This is a genomic window from Candidatus Pantoea rara, from assembly GCF_051136265.1.
GTDB classification, from domain to species: Bacteria; Pseudomonadota; Gammaproteobacteria; order Enterobacterales; family Enterobacteriaceae; genus Pantoea; species Pantoea rara.
This window is the reverse complement of sequence record NZ_CP194942.1, coordinates 3,886,868-3,905,173: the sequence shown is the minus strand read 5'-3', so window position 1 is coordinate 3,905,173 and position 18,306 is coordinate 3,886,868. Positions and strand designations below refer to the sequence as shown.

Genomic DNA, 18,306 nt, shown 5'->3' with positions numbered 1-18,306 from the left:
TGTATTTTATTGTGTTTGTGTATTTGGTTGCATTTTAGATTCAGGCAGGCATGATACAAGGGTCAGCTCTTCCTCCTTCATCCTTGTAACGGGAGTCATTATGGCCACGCGTTCCACTATTATGGATACCAACAGTTTCCGCGCCGAACATGCCGATGCGCTCGACAGCGACACGCGCAAACTGACCGATAAACGCAGTAAAGTGCTTGGCGAATCCTATCGCCTGTTCTACCGCAAACCGGTTCATCTGGTGCGGGGTGAAGGGCAATATCTGTGGGACGCGGCGGGCGATAAATATCTCGACGTCTACAACAACGTAGCGAGCATCGGTCATTGCCATCCGGCCGTGATTGAAGCGGTGACGCAGCAAATGAAAATGCTGAACACCCACACCCGTTATCTGCATGAAAATATTCTGGATTACAGCGAAGCGCTGCTGGCGACCACGCCTGAGGCGATCGATCGCGCGATGTACATGTGCACCGGCTCGGAAGCCAATGACCTGGCGATCCGCGTGGCGCGTGCTTTCAGCGGCGGAACCGGCATTATTGTCAGTAAAGAGGCCTATCACGGCACCAGTGAACTGACCTCTGGCGCGTCTCCGGCGCTGGGCAGTGGACAGCCGCTGGCTCCAACTACGCGGCTGGTGATGCCGCCGGATGCTTATCGTGTGGATGCGCCTGACCTGGGCGACTGGTTCGCTGACCAGATTCAGCAGCAGATTGATGACATGGCGGCGCACGGCATTAAATTTGCCGGTTTCCTGGCGGACTCGATCTTCTCATCAGATGGGGTGCTGCCTAATCCGCGCGGCTTCCTGAAAAAAGCAGTCGAGGTGGTACATGCCAACGGCGGCATCTTTATTGCTGATGAAGTTCAGCCTGGCTTTGGCCGTACCGGTGACGCGTTCTGGGGCTTTGGCCGTCACGATGTGGTGCCTGATGTCATCACCACCGGCAAGCCAATGGGCAACGGCATTCCGGTTTCCGGACTGCTGGCAAAAAGTGACGTGCTGGCTGCCTTCAGTGACTCAATTCCTTACTTCAATACCTTTGGTGGCAATCCGGTCGCGATGGCGGCGGCCCAGGCAGTGCTGAAAGTGATCACTGAAGAGGGATTACAGGAGCACAGTCGCGTGGTCGGCGCAAAATTACTGGCTGAGCTGCGAACTCTGATGGACCGCTATGAATGCGTAGGCGATGTGCGCGGGGCCGGGCTATTTATCGGCTTTGAACTGGTCACCGATCGTCACAGCAAAACGCCGGACAAAACGCTGGCGCTGAACCTGATCGAGAAGCTGCGTGAACATCGTGTGCTGACTTCAGTTGCCGGTCCGTATGGGAATGTGCTGAAACTGCGTCCGCCATTGGCTTTCCAGGAGAGCGACATCGACTGGCTGGTTGGTGCACTCGACGACGCACTGCGCGAATTGGGTCAGTAACGCCCAGGGCAGGGCAGACGCGGCGTCCGGGCGGGAGGCGTGCTGGCTGGCAGCCTGACCTCAGCGCGCCGCGTTCCCGGTCAGATGAGACAGAAAAGGCCGATTTAGCAACAGCACACTGAAAAAACAACGGGTTGCTAATGCCGGGTTTCGCAAATCCTTAGGGTTAATAGGGCATTGATTACCCTTTTACGCTACATGAATTTAACTATAATGATTCGACTGCTTACGCGGCACGTCCCGAATTCGTCGTGCTGCTCAAACTAAATGGAGAGGAAGAACATGAGTTATTCACTGCCATCCCTGCCTTACGCATACGACGCACTGGAACCGCATTTCGACAAGCAGACGATGGAGATCCATCACACCAAACACCACCAGACCTATGTGAACAACGCGAACGCGGCGCTGGAAGGTACTGAATTTGCTAATCTGCCGGTAGAAGAGCTGATCACCAAACTGGATCAGCTGCCAGCAGACAAAAAAGGCCCACTGCGTAACAACGCAGGCGGTCACGCTAACCACAGCCTGTTCTGGAAAGGCCTGAAAATCGGCACCACGCTGCAGGGCGACCTGAAAGCGGCTATCGAGAAAGATTTCGGTAGCGTTGAAAAATTCCAGGAAGAGTTCGAGAAAGCCGCTGCGACCCGTTTCGGTTCTGGCTGGGCATGGCTGGTTAAGAAAGGCGACAAACTGGCTGTGGTTTCTACCGCAAACCAGGATAACCCGCTGATGGGTGAAGCGGTTGCTGGCGTTTCTGGCTTCCCGATCATCGGTCTGGATGTGTGGGAACACGCTTATTACCTGAAGTATCAGAACAAGCGTCCTGACTACATCAAAGCGTTCTGGAACGTCGTTAACTGGGACGAAGCGGCAGCCCGCTTCGCTTCTGCTAAATAAGTTAACCAAACGTAAACGCAATGAAGATAAACCGGTGAAATTTATTTCGCCGGTTTTTTTTATCTCTATTTTGTGCATTACCAAAATGTACCAGAAATCGTCAATTATCAGTTTGTATGTTATTCCACATTAACCTGCCGTTGATATTGGCTATGTTATGTTCGCTGACATTCCTTGCTTAACTCACAGTGTGTCGCTGACTATGTCAATTATAACTACTCAGGAAAATACGACTGAATCCTCTGCATCGCTATTTTTTCAGTTAATTAGTGGGAAAACCGTTCCGGATAAACTCTGGCGGAGTAAACGTTTTCGCCTGAAATTTGTATTAAGAACGTTAATATCGCCGCTGACGACGCTGCGTTACCTGAATGCGCTGTCGCACTTACCGCAACTCCCCTTGCTGATGAGCACGCAGGGATTGCTGCCAGCCAAGCTGCACCGGCCCTATCTGCGTTCAGGGCTGAGCATTGCTGCCCGTGCGCAGGCGATAATTGATCATTACAGCCTGATGAATAATCTGGACAATCCCCTGCTGCGTCAGTTACTGCAGAGCGCCACGGATAATGTGCTGGCTACACTGACCGGTAAAAATGGTGAGACCTTTATCCTCTCCTGCAGCTCAGGTTATTTCGACAGGGAAGGGGAAGTGACGCTGGTATTGCGTTATAATGACGAAATTATTGCTTCGCTCTCATTTTCTATTCTCAACGAGAATAACCAGCGCACGCTGTTAATTGGCGGATTACAGGGACCGCGTAAACATATCAATAATGAAATGATCCGCGAGGCGACTAAAGCGGCTCACGGTCTCTTTCCGAAACGCCTATTAATGGAAGCTGTGTTTATTGTTGCTAAGCAGTGCGGCGTGGAAAGTATTCAGGCGGTGGGCGATGAGACGCATGTATTTCGCAGCCTGCGTTATCGTCACAGCAAAGGGGATAAGTTCTTTGCCAGCTACAGTGAGTTCTGGCTGTCGCTGAGTGGTGAAGCGCGCAAAGATGGGATGTTTACACTGCCGCTGAGCCTGCCGCGTAAAACGCTGGAGGAGATCGCCAGTAAGAAGCGGGCAGAGTATCGCCGCCGTTATGAACTGCTGGATGCGCTGGCGGAGCAGGTGTATGCCGCCGCCGGCGAACGCAAAGCCGATGTCGATCAGGCTGCTGCCTGATCGACCCCGTCAGAATGCGGTTTTAGCGAAGCCGGTCATCGCCTTCAGACCCATCTCACGTCCCAGCGCGGTCATTGGATGCACCACCACCAGGCCGCGCACGCTTTTCTTCAGCGCACCCAGATTTGCCTGCTCTTTCTTGGTAATTTCGCGGCTGAAGCCCATTTTTTGCAGCTTCTGCGCTTCAGCACTGAGTTTTTCAACCCGCTGACCGCGCAGACGCTCAATCTCAATGACCAGCGCTTCTTTCTCTTTCAGCAACGCGCCCAGTTTCTCGACATCACCCGATTCGAGTAACTGCGGCTCTTTGCGGTTCAAAGCGTCCAGCTTATCGCTGAGAAGTTTGATTTCGTTCTTTTCTTGCTCTTTCATGACAACAACTCGTTGAGGAAAACAGGGCAAGGATACACCAAATCTGGCGCATATTCCCGCTCAGGTTAAGACGAAAAAGGCGCCGTGATGGCGCCTGAAAGGATTAGCTGCCGGACTTTTTAAACGCCTGCTTCATACTGATGCGGGCAATCAGTTCGGTGAGTGACAGGACCATAGTGGATCGCACCATCTGCAGATAGCGCTGCTGCTGCATGCTGCGCAGCTCTGCATCTTCGGTGTGAAACACCGGCGCGGGCGGCCAGGCGGTGACACAGTGCAGCTCACCAAATGGACCAAGGATTTCATCGTCAGTAAAACGATAATCGCCGCTGTCGTGATTCAACTCTTCGCGCAGCGCCAGCAGCAGTTCACCATCTTCATATTCATGGCGACTGATAACGCCAAGTCCGTAAATGAGCTTCAGGCGAACCGACAGCTCGCCCAGAGGACCATTGCCCAGCAGCAGTGGCTCTACTGCATATTTGACCGCATAGTCATCTTTGCGGAACACCTGCAGCACCAGCAAATTGACGGCTTCAGCCAATAGCTCAACAGCGGCGATCAGAAAGCTTCTCACCGAACGACCGGCGTTCAGGCGCTCAAGCACCCGGTTCTCAAAAGCCTGCTTCTCTTCCATTATTGCCTGCATGGGTTTTATACCGCCGTTGGGCGCAGGCGAACTGCGCCCGGCTTGCGTCACTAACACGCGCGCATTATGCCATAGCGTGCCAGGCGCTCACCACAGAAGCCACGACTTCGCTGTCGGCGTCCAGTCCTGAAATTTCAGCCAGCGTCGCCTGTGGGCCTTTTTCTGCCAGCAGCGCGGCCAGCTCCTGCGCCTGAGGGTCCTGATCGCTGTGATAGCGCATCGCGGCGGCAATACCCTGCACCAGACTGGCGTGCGGTAAACCATATTCCAGCGTACCCAGCGTCGGCTTGATCAGGCGATCGCCCGCGCTGAGTTTACGCAGCGGCTGACGGCCTACGCGCTCAACATCATCTTTCAGATACGGATTTTCAAAACGACCCAGAATCTTCTGGATGTAGGCCGCATGTTTATCCGCGTCAAAACCGTAACGCTTAATCAGCACCGCGCCGCTCTCTTCCATCGCGCCTTTCACGACGGCCCGGATTTTTTCGTCGAGGATAGCGTCACGAATAGTCTGATGACCGGCCAGCTGGCCGAGGTAGGCGGTAATGGCATGGCCGGTATTCAGGGTGAAGAGTTTACGCTCAACAAACGCCATCAGATTATCGGTCAGTTCCATGCCCGGAATGGTCGGCAGGTCGCCCTTAAACTGGGTTTTATCGACAATCCACTCGCTGAAAGTCTCAACAGTCACTTCCAGTGGATCGGTGCTGCCCGCGTCAGAAGGAGGCACAATGCGATCGACAGCGGAATCCACAAAGCCGACATGCTGTTCCAGCCAGGCGTGATAGTGCTCCGGCAGCGCCTTCAGCACATGCTGTTTTAGCTGGCTGGTGCCGCGCACCATATTCTCACAGGCAATGATATTTAACGGGCGGGTGTTGCCGTTGTCGCTGCGTTTTGCCAGACCTTTTGCCACACTGCCGGCAATACGCTCCAGAATCTGCGGACCCACGGCGGTAGTGACCAGATCGACTTCAGAGACCAGAGTGATGATCTCATCGCGGGTGCTGTTGACCGCACTGACCCCTTTAACCATTTCCACTTTGGCCTGCTCGCCAACCACATGAACGGGATACTCATGACGCGCGTTCAGTGCATCCAGCACCGTCTGATTCACATCCGCAAAAACCAGTTCGATACCTGCATCAGCCAGTAATTTGCCGATAAAGCCGCGACCAATGTTTCCTGCTCCGAAATGTAACGCTTTCATAATTTTTGACCCATATCAAATGACGATGGGGCGGGCAAACCCCCCCCAGGAAATCGGGACGGGCATGACCGCCCCAGGGAAAATAATTGCTCTGAATTACGCGATCGCAGGCTTACCTGACAGCAGATCCAGAACTTCCTGCACGCTGGTGGTGTTCGCCAGCTTCTCAATCACGCTGTCATCATCCAGCGCATTGGTCAGGCTGGTGATCACCTGGATGTGCTCGTTGTTACGGGCAGCAATACCAATCACCAGGCGCGCGACATCGTCCGGCTCTTCGCCAAACAGAACACCTGCCGGATACTGACAGAACACCACGCCGGTTTTCAGCACGCGATCTTTTGCTTCGACGGTACCGTGCGGCACTGCAATCGACTCACCGAGGTAGGTTGGCGTCAGTTTCTCACGCGCCAGCATCGCTTCAACATATTCAGGCTCAACGTAACCGCCTTTCACCAGCTGCTCACCGGCAAAGCGAATCGCCTGTTCTTTGTTGCTGGCGGTCAGGCCGAGGAAGACGTTATCCGCACCCAGTTTGAACAGGTGCGCATTACCTTCGTCGTAGCTATCGGACAGGGCGGTATTCACCGTTGCGCGATGCACGTCACTGCGGTTAGCGGCGACCAGACGTTCGGTCAGCGTGCTGTAGAGTGCGCTGTCGAGGAAGTTGTTCAGCGAGATATGCTGCGCATGCGGGGCCTGACGAATGGCGCGTTCGGTCAGGTCACGGTGGGTAATGACCAGATCAACATCACCCGGCAGGGCATTGATCGCGGTATTCGTTACCGACACACTGCTGAGACCGGCATCCTGCACTTTCTTACGCAGCACGCCTGCACCCATGGCACTGGAACCCATACCGGCATCACAGGCGACGATGATTTTACGCACGTGGTGCAGTTCAACGCTCATGGCATCGCTGGCAATTGCTGCACCCGCCACGCCCTGACCTTTAGACTGCGCTTTCATCTCGTGCATGCGCTGAGTCGCGGCTTCGATATCGTCATCTTCTTTAACTTTGCTGGTTTTCAGCAGGATAGCGGACACGACGAAGGAGACAGCGAAAGCAGCGGCGATCGCGGCGATGTTCGCGAAGTAGGCACCCTTTGGTGTCATCGCCAGCACGGCCAGGATGGAACCCGGTGAGGCTGGTGAAACCAGGCCGCCGTTCAGTACGGTCAGCGTGAAGACGCCGGTCATACCGCCCAGGATTACCGCCAGCAAGAGGCGAGGAGCCATCAGCACATACGGGAAGTAGATCTCATGGATGCCGCCGAGGAAGTGGATAATTGCCGCACCACCCGCAGACTGTTTAGCACTGCCACGACCAAAGAACATGTAGGCCATCAGCACGCCCATACCCGGACCCGGGTTGGCTTCGATCAGGAAGAAGATTGACTTGCCTGCTTCACTCGCCTGCTGAATACCCAGCGGTGAGAAGATGCCGTGGTTAATGGCATTGTTCAGGAACAGGATTTTCGCCGGTTCGACAAAGATTGAGGTCAGCGGCAGCAGGTTGTTCTGCACCATCAGATTCACGCCTGCGGCGAGAATGTGTGACAGACCTTCAACCAGCGGACCGATCGCCAGGAACGCCAGCAGTGCCAGGATCATCCCGATAATACCGGCCGAGAAGTTGTTAACCAGCATCTCGAAGCCGCTTTTGACTTTGCCGTCAATCGCCCGGTCAAACGACTTTATTGCCCAGCCGCCCAGCGGACCAGCAATCATCGCGCCGAGGAACATCGGCATATCGGCACCGACAATCACACCCATGGTCGTAATTGCACCGACCACGCCACCGCGATCGCCGCCCACCAGACGCCCACCGGTGAAACCGATCAGCAGTGGCAGCAGGTAGGTGATCATTGGGCCAACCAGTTTGGCCAGCGTTTCGTTCGGGATCCAGCCAGTTGGAATAAACAGCGCGGTGATGATACCCCAGGCGATAAACGCCCCGATGTTTGGCATCACCATATTACTCAGAAAGCGACCAAAGCTCTGTACTTTGACCTTCACTGATGAGGACATAAACCCACCCCTTATTGAGACGCGCTTCAATAGGAGAGCGCGCTTGTTTTTGTTTAGCCACCCCGACGCATTGCCGGTGGTATTACTGTATGCACGCGGACTCTATCACGCGAATTTGACACTGCGTAGCGCGCAGAATAAGTGTGATCTATATCACTCATTAAGGGTGGGGGCGGGGGTGGTTATCGTGACTTCGATCACACTTTTACAGGCGTAAGCGGTTGTTTTGCCGTTTTTTTAAGCAGGATGGGCGGTTGTCTGTGAGGTGGATCACACTTAGCTGTGGGGTATTTGTTATATAAATGTGACTTAGATCACAAACTATTTTTGGTCAAAAATGCGCCAGATCACACTTCATTCAGCGGGTGATGGGGGAGCGAAAAAAGCAGAAGAGACGGGCAGACGATCAACGCCTGCCCGTAAAGCGAGTTTACTGCAGACCACCCTGAACGGCAGCCTGTGCCTGAGGAAGCGCCTGCGAATTGGCGGATAAGGTGCTCATCAGCGCGTTATATTGCGACGCCTGATCCTGAGTCGGGAACTGGACACCGCCATCATTAAAGCTGACACGGGTTCCCTGTGTTTGCAGGAAATCGCCAGCCTGCACCGCGCCCTGGCTTAGCGCCTGGAGTTTTGGCAGCAGCGGAATCAGCTGATTGGCGGGCACCGTTACCACTTTGTTGTAAGCGGTGTCGTAGACTTTTTTCAGGTCATCCGACTGCTTCAGGGCCGCTTTACTGCTGTCAGCCTGCATTTTTGCGCTTTCAATTTGCTGGGTGACGATCACCAGTGCGCTGTTAGCCTGACGCAGGGAGTCACGACGAGTGAGGTAATCCTGCGGAACGCGAATGGCAGAAAGCTCATCCACCACCGGACGCATACCCTGTTCAACTGCTTTGTTCGCCTGCTGCGAGAAGCCATACATGATGGCGTAATCGCTGGCGAAGTTACCAAAGCTCTGCTTCTGATTTTCGCTGAGGCTGGGAAGATGTTCGCCGCTGCGCATCACGGTGTTCTGGAGAAAATCGATAAATGCTTTGCGCTGCTCGCCTTCTTTATCACCACATGCGGTGAGTTGCAGCACGATCAGCGCGCCAGCGAGCATAATACCGCCACGTGCCATAAGGCGTGTAAGTCCTGAAGCCATTGGGTCAACTCCTGTCGGTGAAACTGTCTGATGTCCAGGTAGGAATGGCCTAAAGAATAGAACAAACCGCCGTCACGGCACAATGTGAAACCACCTGTGAAACAGATGCTTTCTTCAACACCGGTTACACAATGGGATCGCCTGCGCGTTAAAGCACGTATCTGAACGTAACGTTTAACAGCCTGAGGCTCGCTGCCACACCCTTAAAACACCACCGCCTGACCATCTTTACGACTCTCGCTGGCTGCAATATAGAAACCCTGCGGATCGCGCACTATCGCCTGTGCGCCGCCAAAGTTGTAATTGCTCAGGGGATCTTCCAGTACCACGTTGTGACCCATGCGGCGCAGTGTGCTCAGGGTATTGCGATCGAGTGTGGATTCAAATACCACCTCGCGTCCCTGCACCACGCGCCAGCGCGGCGCATCAATCGCGGCCTGCGGATTCTGACGGTGCAGCATAATTCGCAGCGCCAGCTGGACATGTCCCTGCGCCTGCATCGGTCCGCCCATCACGCCAAACGCCATCAGCGGCTGGCCCTGTTCATCCCGCGCAAAGGCCGGGATGATGGTGTGGAAAGGGCGCTTACCGCCTGCCACGATGTTGGGATGTTCCGGATCGAGTGAAAAACCCGCGCCACGGTTCTGCAGACTGATGCCGGTGTCGGGTACTACCACGCCGGAGCCAAATCCCATGTAGTTAGACTGGATGAATGAGACCATCATACCGCTGGCATCGGCCGTCGCGACATACACTGTGCCGCTCTGCTGGGGTGATCCAAAGCGGAAATCTCCCGCCTTGTCCGGATCAATTAACGCTGCCCGCTGGCGGATATAGTCTGTACTCAGCAGTAACTCAGCCGGAAACCTGAGGTGATCTTCATCGGTGACGTGACGCTCCAGATCGACCAGCGCCAGTTTCATTGCCTCTATGGAGAGATGCAGCCACTGAGACGAATCGGGCGCATAGCGGTGAATCTCCCACTGTTCCAGAATGCCAAGCGCAATTAAGGTCGCAATGCCCTGACCGTTAGGCGGTAACTCCTGGACCGACCCCCCGGCAAAGGGATGTGACAGCAGGGTAACCCAGTCGGCGCGATGGTTATTCAGATCCTCCAGCGTCAGCGCCGCGCCATGCTCACGGGCGAACGCCGTTATCTTCTCTGCCAGTGCGCCGCGATAAAAGCTTTCGCCCCGGGTCTCAGCGATCTCCTGCAGGGTGCGGGCCTGAGCCGGATTGCAGAACAGCTCGCCTGTGCAGGGTGGACGCCCCTGCGGCGCAAAGCAGTCGATGAAGCCTGGCTGATCCCGCAGCTTGTCATAGCCGCGTTGCCAGAGCTGACCAATCAGTGGTGATACCGGAAAGCCGTCGCGCGCATACTCAATTGCCGGTTGCGCCAGCGTGGTCAGGGGTAAGGTTCCAAAGCGCTGCGCCAGTGTGACCCATGCCGAGACGGCCCCTGGCACGGTAACGGACTCCCAGCCGGTTTCAGGCATCGCACTCAAACCCGCGAAGCGCTCAGGATGCCAGGCGGCAGGCGAGCGGCCTGAGGCGTTTAATCCATGCAATTCGCTGCCGTCCCAGACAATGGCAAACGCATCGCTGCCGATGCCGTTTCCTGTTGGCTCCAGCACGGTTAAAGCGATGGCGGTGGCGATCGCCGCATCCACGGCGTTCCCGCCCTGCTGCAGCATCCGTAAACCCGCCTGTGCCGCCAGCGGTTGTGAGGTCGCGACGGCATTACGGCCCATCATCGGGACGCGATGAGAAGGGTAGCCAACGTTAAAATCTGTTTCACGCATCGCTCTTCATCCTTTCATGGGACAGGTGTCTTTTTGCCGGTTATCAGATTGCTATTACCTGGCCGCACTTTTAACGCGCATCAGCGCGATAACTAACAGGTTTCTGCACCTATATGAGGCTTCAGCCGTTTCGTTAAGGTGATTGCTGATTTATCTGACCAAATAACGGCGTCCAGAATAAAAGAATTCCCCGCATTGCACTGTGAGCCGCAGCGCGCCAGGGCTCAGCGTCAAACCAGGACTATTCTTAAATTAATCAGAACTGTGAATATAAGTGTTCATGAAGTAAACCATTGGCGTATATTTTGCAATCACTACCTGAACAGGTGTAGTGCTCACAGAAATGAGAATCTGCCAGCAAAAAGCTTGATGGCATCCACATAAATAGCAAACATCATTTGATTTTTTTGCCCGCTATGTAAGGACAAAAATCAACTGCCTCAGCAGGTTAGAGGTGCTGGAACTTTTCCGGTTAACGATAGTTAAAAAAATAATTATAAATTGCGCGGCAAATAGTCAGGTCTCTATCCATACTTAGTCTCCCGGCATTTGTTGCATTGAACTGACATCTTTAAAGCAATGCACCGCAGGCTGAGTCCCGTAATGGTTTTTCTCATAACAAAAACAAACCCTTGTGGGATCCAGCCTGAACAGGCCCGGTTTCAGAGTCCTGACTTCAGGCTCGTACCTCTCTACTTTCACGTGCTTCATAGCGAGTTTTTAAGGAGTTCTCTATGGAATTAAAAGACCCGATGTTTGAATTGCTCAGCAGCCTTGAGCAGATTGTTTTGACACGTGATGATCGCGCTGCCGAGTTACTTATTCAGCGTCAGCAACCCGCCCAGCCAGAGCCGCAGCGTCTGCGTGAGATGACAGGCATGCAGGTTGATGAGTTTGCAAAAGTAATGGGCGTGAGCGTTTCTTCCGTGAAAAGCTGGGAAGCCCGGCGTACCCGTCCTTCCGCGACGGCGCAGAAACTGATGAAGTTATTACAGGCGAACCCTTATCTGGGACGCCAGTTGCTTGAGTAACCAGACATCCCGAAAAGAACCCGCCATTGGCGGGTTTTTTTATGCGTGTCTTTCGCTGTATTTAGCGGCCTGTTTGACAAACCAGCTCTCCGGCACGCTGTAGGGCGGCTCCCGCAGCTGAGCAAGCCCGCTTTCAATGATTGTCGAAGCCTGCTGCCACAACTGTGCATCGCCCTGCTTCAGCAACTCAATCTGTATCTGCTTTTCCACCAGATAAACCCGCGCAAAGTCAGGATCAAAACGCACAATCGCGCGGGTGTTGTCGATGATGTCCGCCAGTTTGATGGTCTGGGCCTCAGGACTGGCGCTGGCCGTATGGCGGAAGTGCGCCAGTTTACGGGCCGCCCGATTTTTTGCCGCTGCGGGTGTGCTGTCGGTCAGCATCTCTACCAGGCTGGCCACGCGCGCGCCAAAGTGGGCTTCGATATCATGCCGGGTAGTCGAGGTATCTTCTACGGTATCATGCAGCCAGGCTGCCGCTAACAATGCATCGTCATGGCTGACGCTGCGCACCAGTTCCACCACTGCTGCCGGATGAACAATATAAGGCTCATCGGTATATTTGCGGCGCTGTCCGGCACTGGCATGTGCCTCGGTGGCGAAGCGACGCGCCTGTTCTTCCAGTGAATCCTGCATGCTTTTCTCCCCTGACTAAAAGTTTGCTTGCAATTATCTAGCGCGCTATCTATATTAACTCCTATGAACTCTGATCAAGATGACAAAAAAGTGAAACCGATGCCACTGTTGGTCGATCAGCAACTCTGCTTTGCGCTTTATTCTGCCAATCTGGCGATGAATAAAGTCTATCGCCAGTTGCTGAGCCAGCTCGACATTACCTATCCGCAATATCTGGTGATGCTGGTCTTGTGGCAGAAGGATGATGTTACGGTGTCAGAGATTGGCGAGCAGCTTTTTTTAGACTCTGCCACATTAACGCCACTGCTGAAGCGGCTGGAAAGCGCAGGTCTGATTAACCGACAGCGGACCCGTCAGGATGAACGTCAGGTGGCTGTGACGCTGACCGAGTCTGGCCGTGCGCTACGCGTTAAGGCCGAAGCGATTCCTGAAGCGGTTAAATGTGCTACAGCCTGTGACGATGACGCCCTGCTGGCACTAAAATTACAGCTGGATGGGTTACGGGATAACCTGAATCAGTCACGATAAATATTGCTGACGGGTGCGCTGCACCCGTTGATCCTCACCGCCTGATTACGTTTAAATAAGTAGCGGGCGATTAAATAGCGTAACGGAGAAATGTCATGTCTTTAGAACAAGTGGTTTACCGCGCCAAAGCCAAAGCAACCGGTGGTCGTGATGGCCGTGCAACCTCTTCTGACGGTGTACTGGACGTGAAACTGGGCGTGCCAAAAGAGATGGGCGGTGCAGGCGGCGAAGTGACTAACCCTGAGCAGCTGTTTGCTGCGGGCTACTCTGCCTGCTTCATCGGTGCGATGAAGTTTGTTGCCGGCCGCGACAAAATCGCTATGCCGAAAGACGCCTGGATCGAAGGCGAAGTGGGTATCGGCCCGATCCCTGATGGTTTTGGTATCGAAGCGACGCTGAACATTCATCTGCCAGGAATGGACGAAGCCGACGCGCAGAAGCTGGTTGATGCGGCGCATATCGTGTGTCCTTACTCAAACGCGACCCGCAACAACATCGACGTCACGCTGAACATCATTCGTTAAGTATGCTGCGGGCCTGAAATCATCAGGCCCGCACTTTTGCCTGTTATTAAATCTTTTCACTCCCGCCTCACTGCGTCAGCATGTCCGGTCATACTTCCCGCTACGTACAAAAAATGTGCTAATCAGATCGACAACGATTATTATCTGGTCTATGAAACCCACCCATGTTTTACTGAGCCACCTCGCGTTATAGCCTGTAAATCCGTTCAGAATTTTCCTTCATCTTGTCCGGTCCGCTTATTCAGCGAACTCTGCCGCGTTTCGGCAGTCACATAAAAGATTTGGTCAAGCGCTTCACACCGGAGAAACACCTTTTTTCATGAATTACATTAAAACCCTGACTCAGCAAAAGTTATCGCTATTGCTGGCGCTCTATCTCGGTATCTTATTGAATTTACCGATTTTCTATCGTCGATTCGATGGTTTTCTTAAGCACTCTACGATAACGAACTGGCTGACTGCCGTGACGGAAGTGGTGGCCATTGTGCTGCTGACTTTCTTCCTGATGCGGCTGCTGTCGCTGGGTGGAAAATGGTTTTATCGCGTGCTGGCCACACTGATAGTGCTTATTTCTGTTGCTGCTGCCTATTACATGGCGTTTTTTAACGTCGTGATTGGCTACGGCATTGTCGCTTCGGTAATGACCACCGACACTGATCTCTCTAAAGAAGTGATTGGCTACCATTTTATTCTGTGGATGGTGCTGGTCAGCGCGCTGCCGCTACTGATGATCTGGTGTAATAAGCTGAGCATGACGCTGAATGAACAGTTGCGTACGCCGGGACAGCGTCTCAAGCCAACCGTGATCATGCTGCTTTGCGTGGCGCTGGTCTGGCTGCCGATTCGTTTTCTGGACAAGCTGCAGAAGCATAATGAAGAGATCACCAACATTGATCTGCCGAGCTATGGCGGTGTGGTGGCACACTCTTATCTGCCTTCGAACTGGCTGGCGGCTGTGGGCCTGTTTGCCTGGACCCGCATGGATGAGTCGCTGAATAGCGAGGAACTGCTGGATCCGGCGAAGAAGTTTACCTACGTTGCCCCTGCCGGACTGGACGACACCTATGTGGTGTTTGTGATTGGCGAGACCACCCGCTGGGATCACATGGGGATGCTCGGCTACGAGCGTGATACAACGCCAAAGCTGTCGAAAGAGAAGAACCTGGTGGCGTTCCGGGGCGAGTCCTGTGATACCGCGACCAAGCTGTCGCTGCGTTGCATGTTCGTGCGCGAAGGCGGCACCATGGATAACCCTGGCCGCACGCTGAAAGAGCAGAACGTGTTTGCGGTGATGAGAGAGCTGGGCTTCACCTCTGAGCTGTTTGCGATGCAGAGCGAAGTCTGGTTCTACGACAACATCAATGCCAACAACTTTGCCTTCCGTGAGCAGATTGGTTCAGAGAAGCGTAATCAGGGCAAATCGGTGGATGACATGCTGCTGGTGCCAGAGATGAAAGCGTCACTGGATCGTTTTCCGAAAGGTAAGCACCTGATCGTGTTGCACACCAAAGGGTCGCACTACCTCTACTCACAGCGTTATCCGCGCAGCTTCGCGAAGTATCAGCCGGAGTGTATGGGCGTCGATGAGACCTGCAGTAAAGCGCAGTTGATCAACGCTTATGACAACTCGGTGCTGTATGTCGATAGTATGCTGGATAGCGTACTGGATCAGCTGCGTGATAAAAAGGCGATCGTTTTCTATGCTGCCGACCACGGTGAGTCGATTAGTGAGAATATGCACCTGCACGGCACGCCGCGTGAGATGGCTCCGCCTGAGCAGTTCCGCGTACCGATGATGGTCTGGGCGTCAGATAAGTATCTGGAAGACAGTCAGAACCGCAGCAACTTTGAGCGTCTGCAGGCACAGCAGCGTGTAGGCCGGACTCATCGCCACGTTGAGTTGTACGATACCATCCTGGGCTGTCTGGGTTATACCTCGCCAGATGGCGGCATTAACCCGGCCAATAACTGGTGTCAGGCACCCGCTAAAGACCAGGCTAAAGCGCTGTAATAGTGAGCAAAAAGGGCAGGGCAGGCGGTTAATTTCCGGTAACCGCATGCTTTCCAGGCGATTGAGGGCAAAAACATAAAAAGCGGTTGACGCTGATCGGGGGTAGCAGTAACATGCGCCCCCATCGGCGAGTAGCGCAGCTTGGTAGCGCAACTGGTTTGGGACCAGTGGGTCGGAGGTTCGAATCCTCTCTCGCCGACCATATTTAAGAAACCTGTCTGAAAAGACAGGTTTTTTTTCGTCTGTAGAAAAAGAGGATGAGAACCGACAGAGGAGGTTTGAGCCGAGCGCAGCGAGACAACTTTGCTTCAGCAACGGCCCGAAGGGCGCTGCTCGAAGAGCAGGGTAATCCTCTCTCGCCGACCATATTTAAGAAACCTGTCTGAAAAGACAGGTTTTTTTTCGTCTGAAGAAAAGTGATTTGCAGGCAAAGAATTAGCGCTGTGCAAGCTTCGGGGAGCATACGCCTGCAGCAAAGCATCACGGGCCAGGGATGAGCCGCGCTGAGCATGCCAGGGATGGTTTAAGCGCCTTTCCGATCTGTTCGTGTTCCCAAAGCGATCTCGATCTTAATGCCACTCTCGCTTGCCATCTTTTGTTGCCCGCCCCGATACCTTCCAGAAAGTTCCAGTAAATTCCATTCGTTGTGCATTTCGATTACCCCCGTGATTATCACTGCGTTTACGCTGTCAGGCCTTGCCACAGAAGAGATGCGATCATAATTCGCGACACATTCTTCTTATGACCGAAAGCGGCAACATGCTGATTTCTTATGCTTCTTTGCCAGCATATTCCTCTGGGTGAACGTCATAACGCACGGTGAATCGTTCAGTTATTCAACATTTGCCGGTAAAAGCTTTAAGTTTTTTAGCGGTGAGAATCACTAGTGATAGAACGGCAATCCAGCATAATCCACGGAATTCAGGCCAGTGGCGCTGTGCATTGTATGGCTTTTGAGCTGAAAGAGTTTTTATTACCGTTGCATGCTATCCCTCACACTCTGTGTAAATAACTAACAGTTGTATTGACGTTCTTTGCAACTGTTGACAAATTGATGCGTCAATAAACACGCAGTTACGGAATTTTCTGAATGCATCATCTGCATCGGGAAAAACAAAAAAACGTCGCGCGTGTTAACCACCTGTTCGGTGGTACGCCTGAACCGCATAAAAAAATCAGAGGTCAGGCAATACACACAACATCACATCACAATGGAGCAAAAGCATGATCAACTCCCTGGCTAAATCCGGGATGCTGAAGGTCGGTCTGAGCCTGATTGCTATGACTGTCGCCGCCGGTGTTCAGGCAAAAACCCTCGTTTACTGTTCTGAAGGTTCTCCGGAAGGCTTTAACCCGCAGTTGTTCACCTCGGGCACCACCTACGATGCCAGCTCACGTCAGATCTACAACCGACTGGTTGAGTTCACTATCGGCACCACCGAACTGCACGCTGCACTGGCAGAGAAGTGGGATGTCAGTGAAGACGGTAAGACCTACACCTTCCACCTGCGTAAAGGCGTGAAGTGGCAGACCACCAAAGATTTCAAACCGACGCGCGACTTCAACGCGGATGATGTGGTGTTTACCTTTGAGCGCCAGCTGGATAAAAACAACGCCTATCACGGCGTCTCCGGCGGCAGCTATGAATATTTCGAAGGCATGGACATGCCTAAGCTGATCAGCAAAATTGAGAAAGTGGACGACAACACCGTTCGCTTCGTGCTGACCCGTCCTGAATCGCCGTTCCTCGCCGACCTCGGCATGGATTTCGCCTCGATTCTGTCTAAAGAGTACGCAGACAACATGCTGAAAGCGGGCACCCCGCAAAACGTCGACCTGAACCCGGTCGGTACGGGTCCGTTCCAGCTGCTGCAATACCAGAAAGATTCGCGCATCCTTTACAAAGCTAACCCGAATTACTGGGGCACCAAACCAAAAATCGATCGCTTAGTCTTCTCCATCACCCCGGACGCGTCGGTGCGTTACGCCAAGCTGCAGAAGGGCGAATGTCAGGTAATGCCGTATCCAAACCCGGCTGACATCGCGCGTATGAAGCAGGACAAAAATATCAACCTGTATGAGCAGGCGGGCCTGAACGTCGGCTATCTGTCGTACAACGTTGAGAAAAAACCACTGGATAACCTGAAAGTGCGTCAGGCACTGACTATGGCGGTCAACAAAAAGGCAATTATCGAAGCCGTTTATCAGGGTGCAGGTCAGCCTGCTAAAAACCTGATCCCACCAACGATGTGGGGCTATAACGACGAAGTGAAAGACTACGCTTACGATCCTGAGAAAGCCAAAGCGCTGCTGAAAGAAGCGGGCATGGCGGAGGGTTTCTCAATTGATCTGTGGGCGATGCCGGTTCAGCGTCCTTACAACCCGAATGCACGCCGCATGGCTGAGATGATCCAGAGCGACTGGGCGAAGATTGGCGTGAAAGCCAAAATCGTGACCTACGAGTGGGGCGAATATCTGAAGCGCGCCAAAGCAGGCGAGCACCAGACCGTCATGATGGGCTGGACCGGCGACAATGGGGATCCAGATAACTTCCTGGCCACCCTGTTCAGCTGTTCAGCGGCTAAAGATGGCTCTAACTACTCACGCTGGTGTGATAAATCCTTCGAGGACCAGATCCAGCCAGCACGTGCTACTGCCGATCAGGCGAAGCGCATTGAGTACTACAAACAGGCACAGGTTGTAATGCATGACCAGGTACCGGCGCTGATGATCGCGCACTCAACGGTATACGAACCGGTCAGCAAGAAAGTCTCCGGGTATAAAGTCGATCCGCTGGGCGGACACTACTTTGCTCAGGTAGACATTAAAGAATAATTGTCGCCTTTTCCG

General features: G+C 53.6%; 15 protein-coding genes, 1 tRNA gene and 1 other RNA gene. 10 read left to right on the top strand and 7 right to left on the bottom strand.

The window, feature by feature from the left end; translation table 11 throughout:
- Nucleotides 1-100 precede the first annotated feature (100 nt).
- The 3 genes from ACR8BF_RS18355 (at nucleotide 101) to ACR8BF_RS18345 (ending at nucleotide 3,512) form a co-directional block, all read left to right on the top strand.
- Nucleotides 101-1,441: an aspartate aminotransferase family protein gene (locus ACR8BF_RS18355; protein ID WP_292985171.1), complete on the top strand. Its 1,341-nt coding sequence runs from the start codon at nucleotides 101-103 to the stop codon at nucleotides 1,439-1,441.
- A 282-nt stretch (nucleotides 1,442-1,723) separates the two neighbouring features.
- The gene (gene sodA / locus ACR8BF_RS18350) at nucleotides 1,724-2,341 is read left to right on the top strand and encodes a superoxide dismutase [Mn] (RefSeq protein WP_179898966.1); all 618 of its coding nucleotides are present in this window, start codon (nucleotides 1,724-1,726) and stop codon (nucleotides 2,339-2,341) included.
- 202 nt (nucleotides 2,342-2,543) lie between these two features.
- Complete coding sequence (locus ACR8BF_RS18345; RefSeq protein ID WP_179898967.1) at nucleotides 2,544-3,512, top strand: VirK/YbjX family protein; 969 nt, start codon at nucleotides 2,544-2,546, stop codon at nucleotides 3,510-3,512.
- A gap of 9 nt (nucleotides 3,513-3,521) precedes the next feature.
- On the opposite strand, the gene ACR8BF_RS18340 is transcribed toward ACR8BF_RS18345, so the two are convergent.
- The 6 genes from ACR8BF_RS18340 to ACR8BF_RS18315 form a co-directional block, all read right to left on the bottom strand.
- The gene (locus ACR8BF_RS18340; protein ID WP_013359626.1) at nucleotides 3,522-3,884 is read right to left on the bottom strand and encodes a YibL family ribosome-associated protein; all 363 of its coding nucleotides are present in this window, start codon (nucleotides 3,882-3,884) and stop codon (nucleotides 3,522-3,524) included.
- A 103-nt stretch (nucleotides 3,885-3,987) separates the two neighbouring features.
- Nucleotides 3,988-4,533: a mannitol operon repressor MtlR gene (mtlR, locus tag ACR8BF_RS18335; RefSeq protein WP_133248908.1), complete on the bottom strand. Its 546-nt coding sequence runs from the start codon at nucleotides 4,531-4,533 to the stop codon at nucleotides 3,988-3,990.
- Nucleotides 4,534-4,597: 64 nt separating this feature from the next.
- Nucleotides 4,598-5,746, bottom strand: coding sequence for a mannitol-1-phosphate 5-dehydrogenase (gene mtlD, locus ACR8BF_RS18330; RefSeq protein ID WP_434745383.1), 1,149 nt, complete (start codon nucleotides 5,744-5,746; stop codon nucleotides 4,598-4,600).
- A 96-nt stretch (nucleotides 5,747-5,842) separates the two neighbouring features.
- A complete protein-coding gene (locus tag ACR8BF_RS18325; RefSeq protein ID WP_179898969.1) occupies nucleotides 5,843-7,777 on the bottom strand; it encodes a PTS mannitol transporter subunit IICBA in 1,935 nt (644 codons plus the stop codon).
- Nucleotides 7,778-8,207: 430 nt separating this feature from the next.
- Nucleotides 8,208-8,924, bottom strand: a complete 717-nt coding sequence (locus ACR8BF_RS18320; RefSeq protein ID WP_179898970.1) for a DUF3053 domain-containing protein — start codon at nucleotides 8,922-8,924, stop codon at nucleotides 8,208-8,210.
- A gap of 203 nt (nucleotides 8,925-9,127) precedes the next feature.
- Entirely contained in the window at nucleotides 9,128-10,726 is a 1,599-nt protein-coding gene (locus ACR8BF_RS18315) for a gamma-glutamyltransferase family protein (RefSeq protein WP_434745382.1), read from the bottom strand.
- Between the two features lie 734 nt (nucleotides 10,727-11,460).
- On the opposite strand from ACR8BF_RS18315, the gene ACR8BF_RS18310 reads away from it, so the two are divergent.
- Nucleotides 11,461-11,757: an HTH-type transcriptional regulator gene (locus ACR8BF_RS18310; protein WP_003848045.1), complete on the top strand. Its 297-nt coding sequence runs from the start codon at nucleotides 11,461-11,463 to the stop codon at nucleotides 11,755-11,757.
- Nucleotides 11,758-11,796: 39 nt separating this feature from the next.
- Here ACR8BF_RS18310 and ACR8BF_RS18305 read toward each other — a convergent pair whose 3' ends face one another.
- Nucleotides 11,797-12,393, bottom strand: a complete 597-nt coding sequence (locus ACR8BF_RS18305; RefSeq protein WP_179898972.1) for an HD domain-containing protein — start codon at nucleotides 12,391-12,393, stop codon at nucleotides 11,797-11,799.
- A gap of 63 nt (nucleotides 12,394-12,456) precedes the next feature.
- On the opposite strand from ACR8BF_RS18305, the gene ACR8BF_RS18300 reads away from it, so the two are divergent.
- From ACR8BF_RS18300 to dppA, 6 genes are all read left to right on the top strand, one after another.
- Nucleotides 12,457-12,921 carry a MarR family winged helix-turn-helix transcriptional regulator gene (locus ACR8BF_RS18300; protein WP_292985159.1) on the top strand — a complete coding sequence of 155 codons (465 nt, stop codon included), beginning with the start codon at nucleotides 12,457-12,459 and terminating at the stop codon, nucleotides 12,919-12,921.
- Nucleotides 12,922-13,016: 95 nt separating this feature from the next.
- On the top strand, nucleotides 13,017-13,445 hold the full coding sequence (locus ACR8BF_RS18295; RefSeq protein ID WP_179898974.1) for an organic hydroperoxide resistance protein: 429 nt from the start codon (nucleotides 13,017-13,019) through the stop codon (nucleotides 13,443-13,445).
- A 319-nt stretch (nucleotides 13,446-13,764) separates the two neighbouring features.
- On the top strand, nucleotides 13,765-15,456 hold the full coding sequence (gene eptB, locus ACR8BF_RS18290) for a kdo(2)-lipid A phosphoethanolamine 7''-transferase (RefSeq protein ID WP_292985156.1): 1,692 nt from the start codon (nucleotides 13,765-13,767) through the stop codon (nucleotides 15,454-15,456).
- A gap of 125 nt (nucleotides 15,457-15,581) precedes the next feature.
- Nucleotides 15,582-15,658, top strand: a tRNA-Pro gene (locus tag ACR8BF_RS18285).
- A gap of 34 nt (nucleotides 15,659-15,692) precedes the next feature.
- A non-coding RNA gene (locus tag ACR8BF_RS18280) (RtT sRNA) lies at nucleotides 15,693-15,822 on the top strand.
- An 858-nt stretch (nucleotides 15,823-16,680) separates the two neighbouring features.
- The gene (gene dppA / locus ACR8BF_RS18275) at nucleotides 16,681-18,291 is read left to right on the top strand and encodes a dipeptide ABC transporter periplasmic-binding protein DppA (protein WP_179898976.1); all 1,611 of its coding nucleotides are present in this window, start codon (nucleotides 16,681-16,683) and stop codon (nucleotides 18,289-18,291) included.
- Nucleotides 18,292-18,306: the final 15 nt, after the last annotated feature.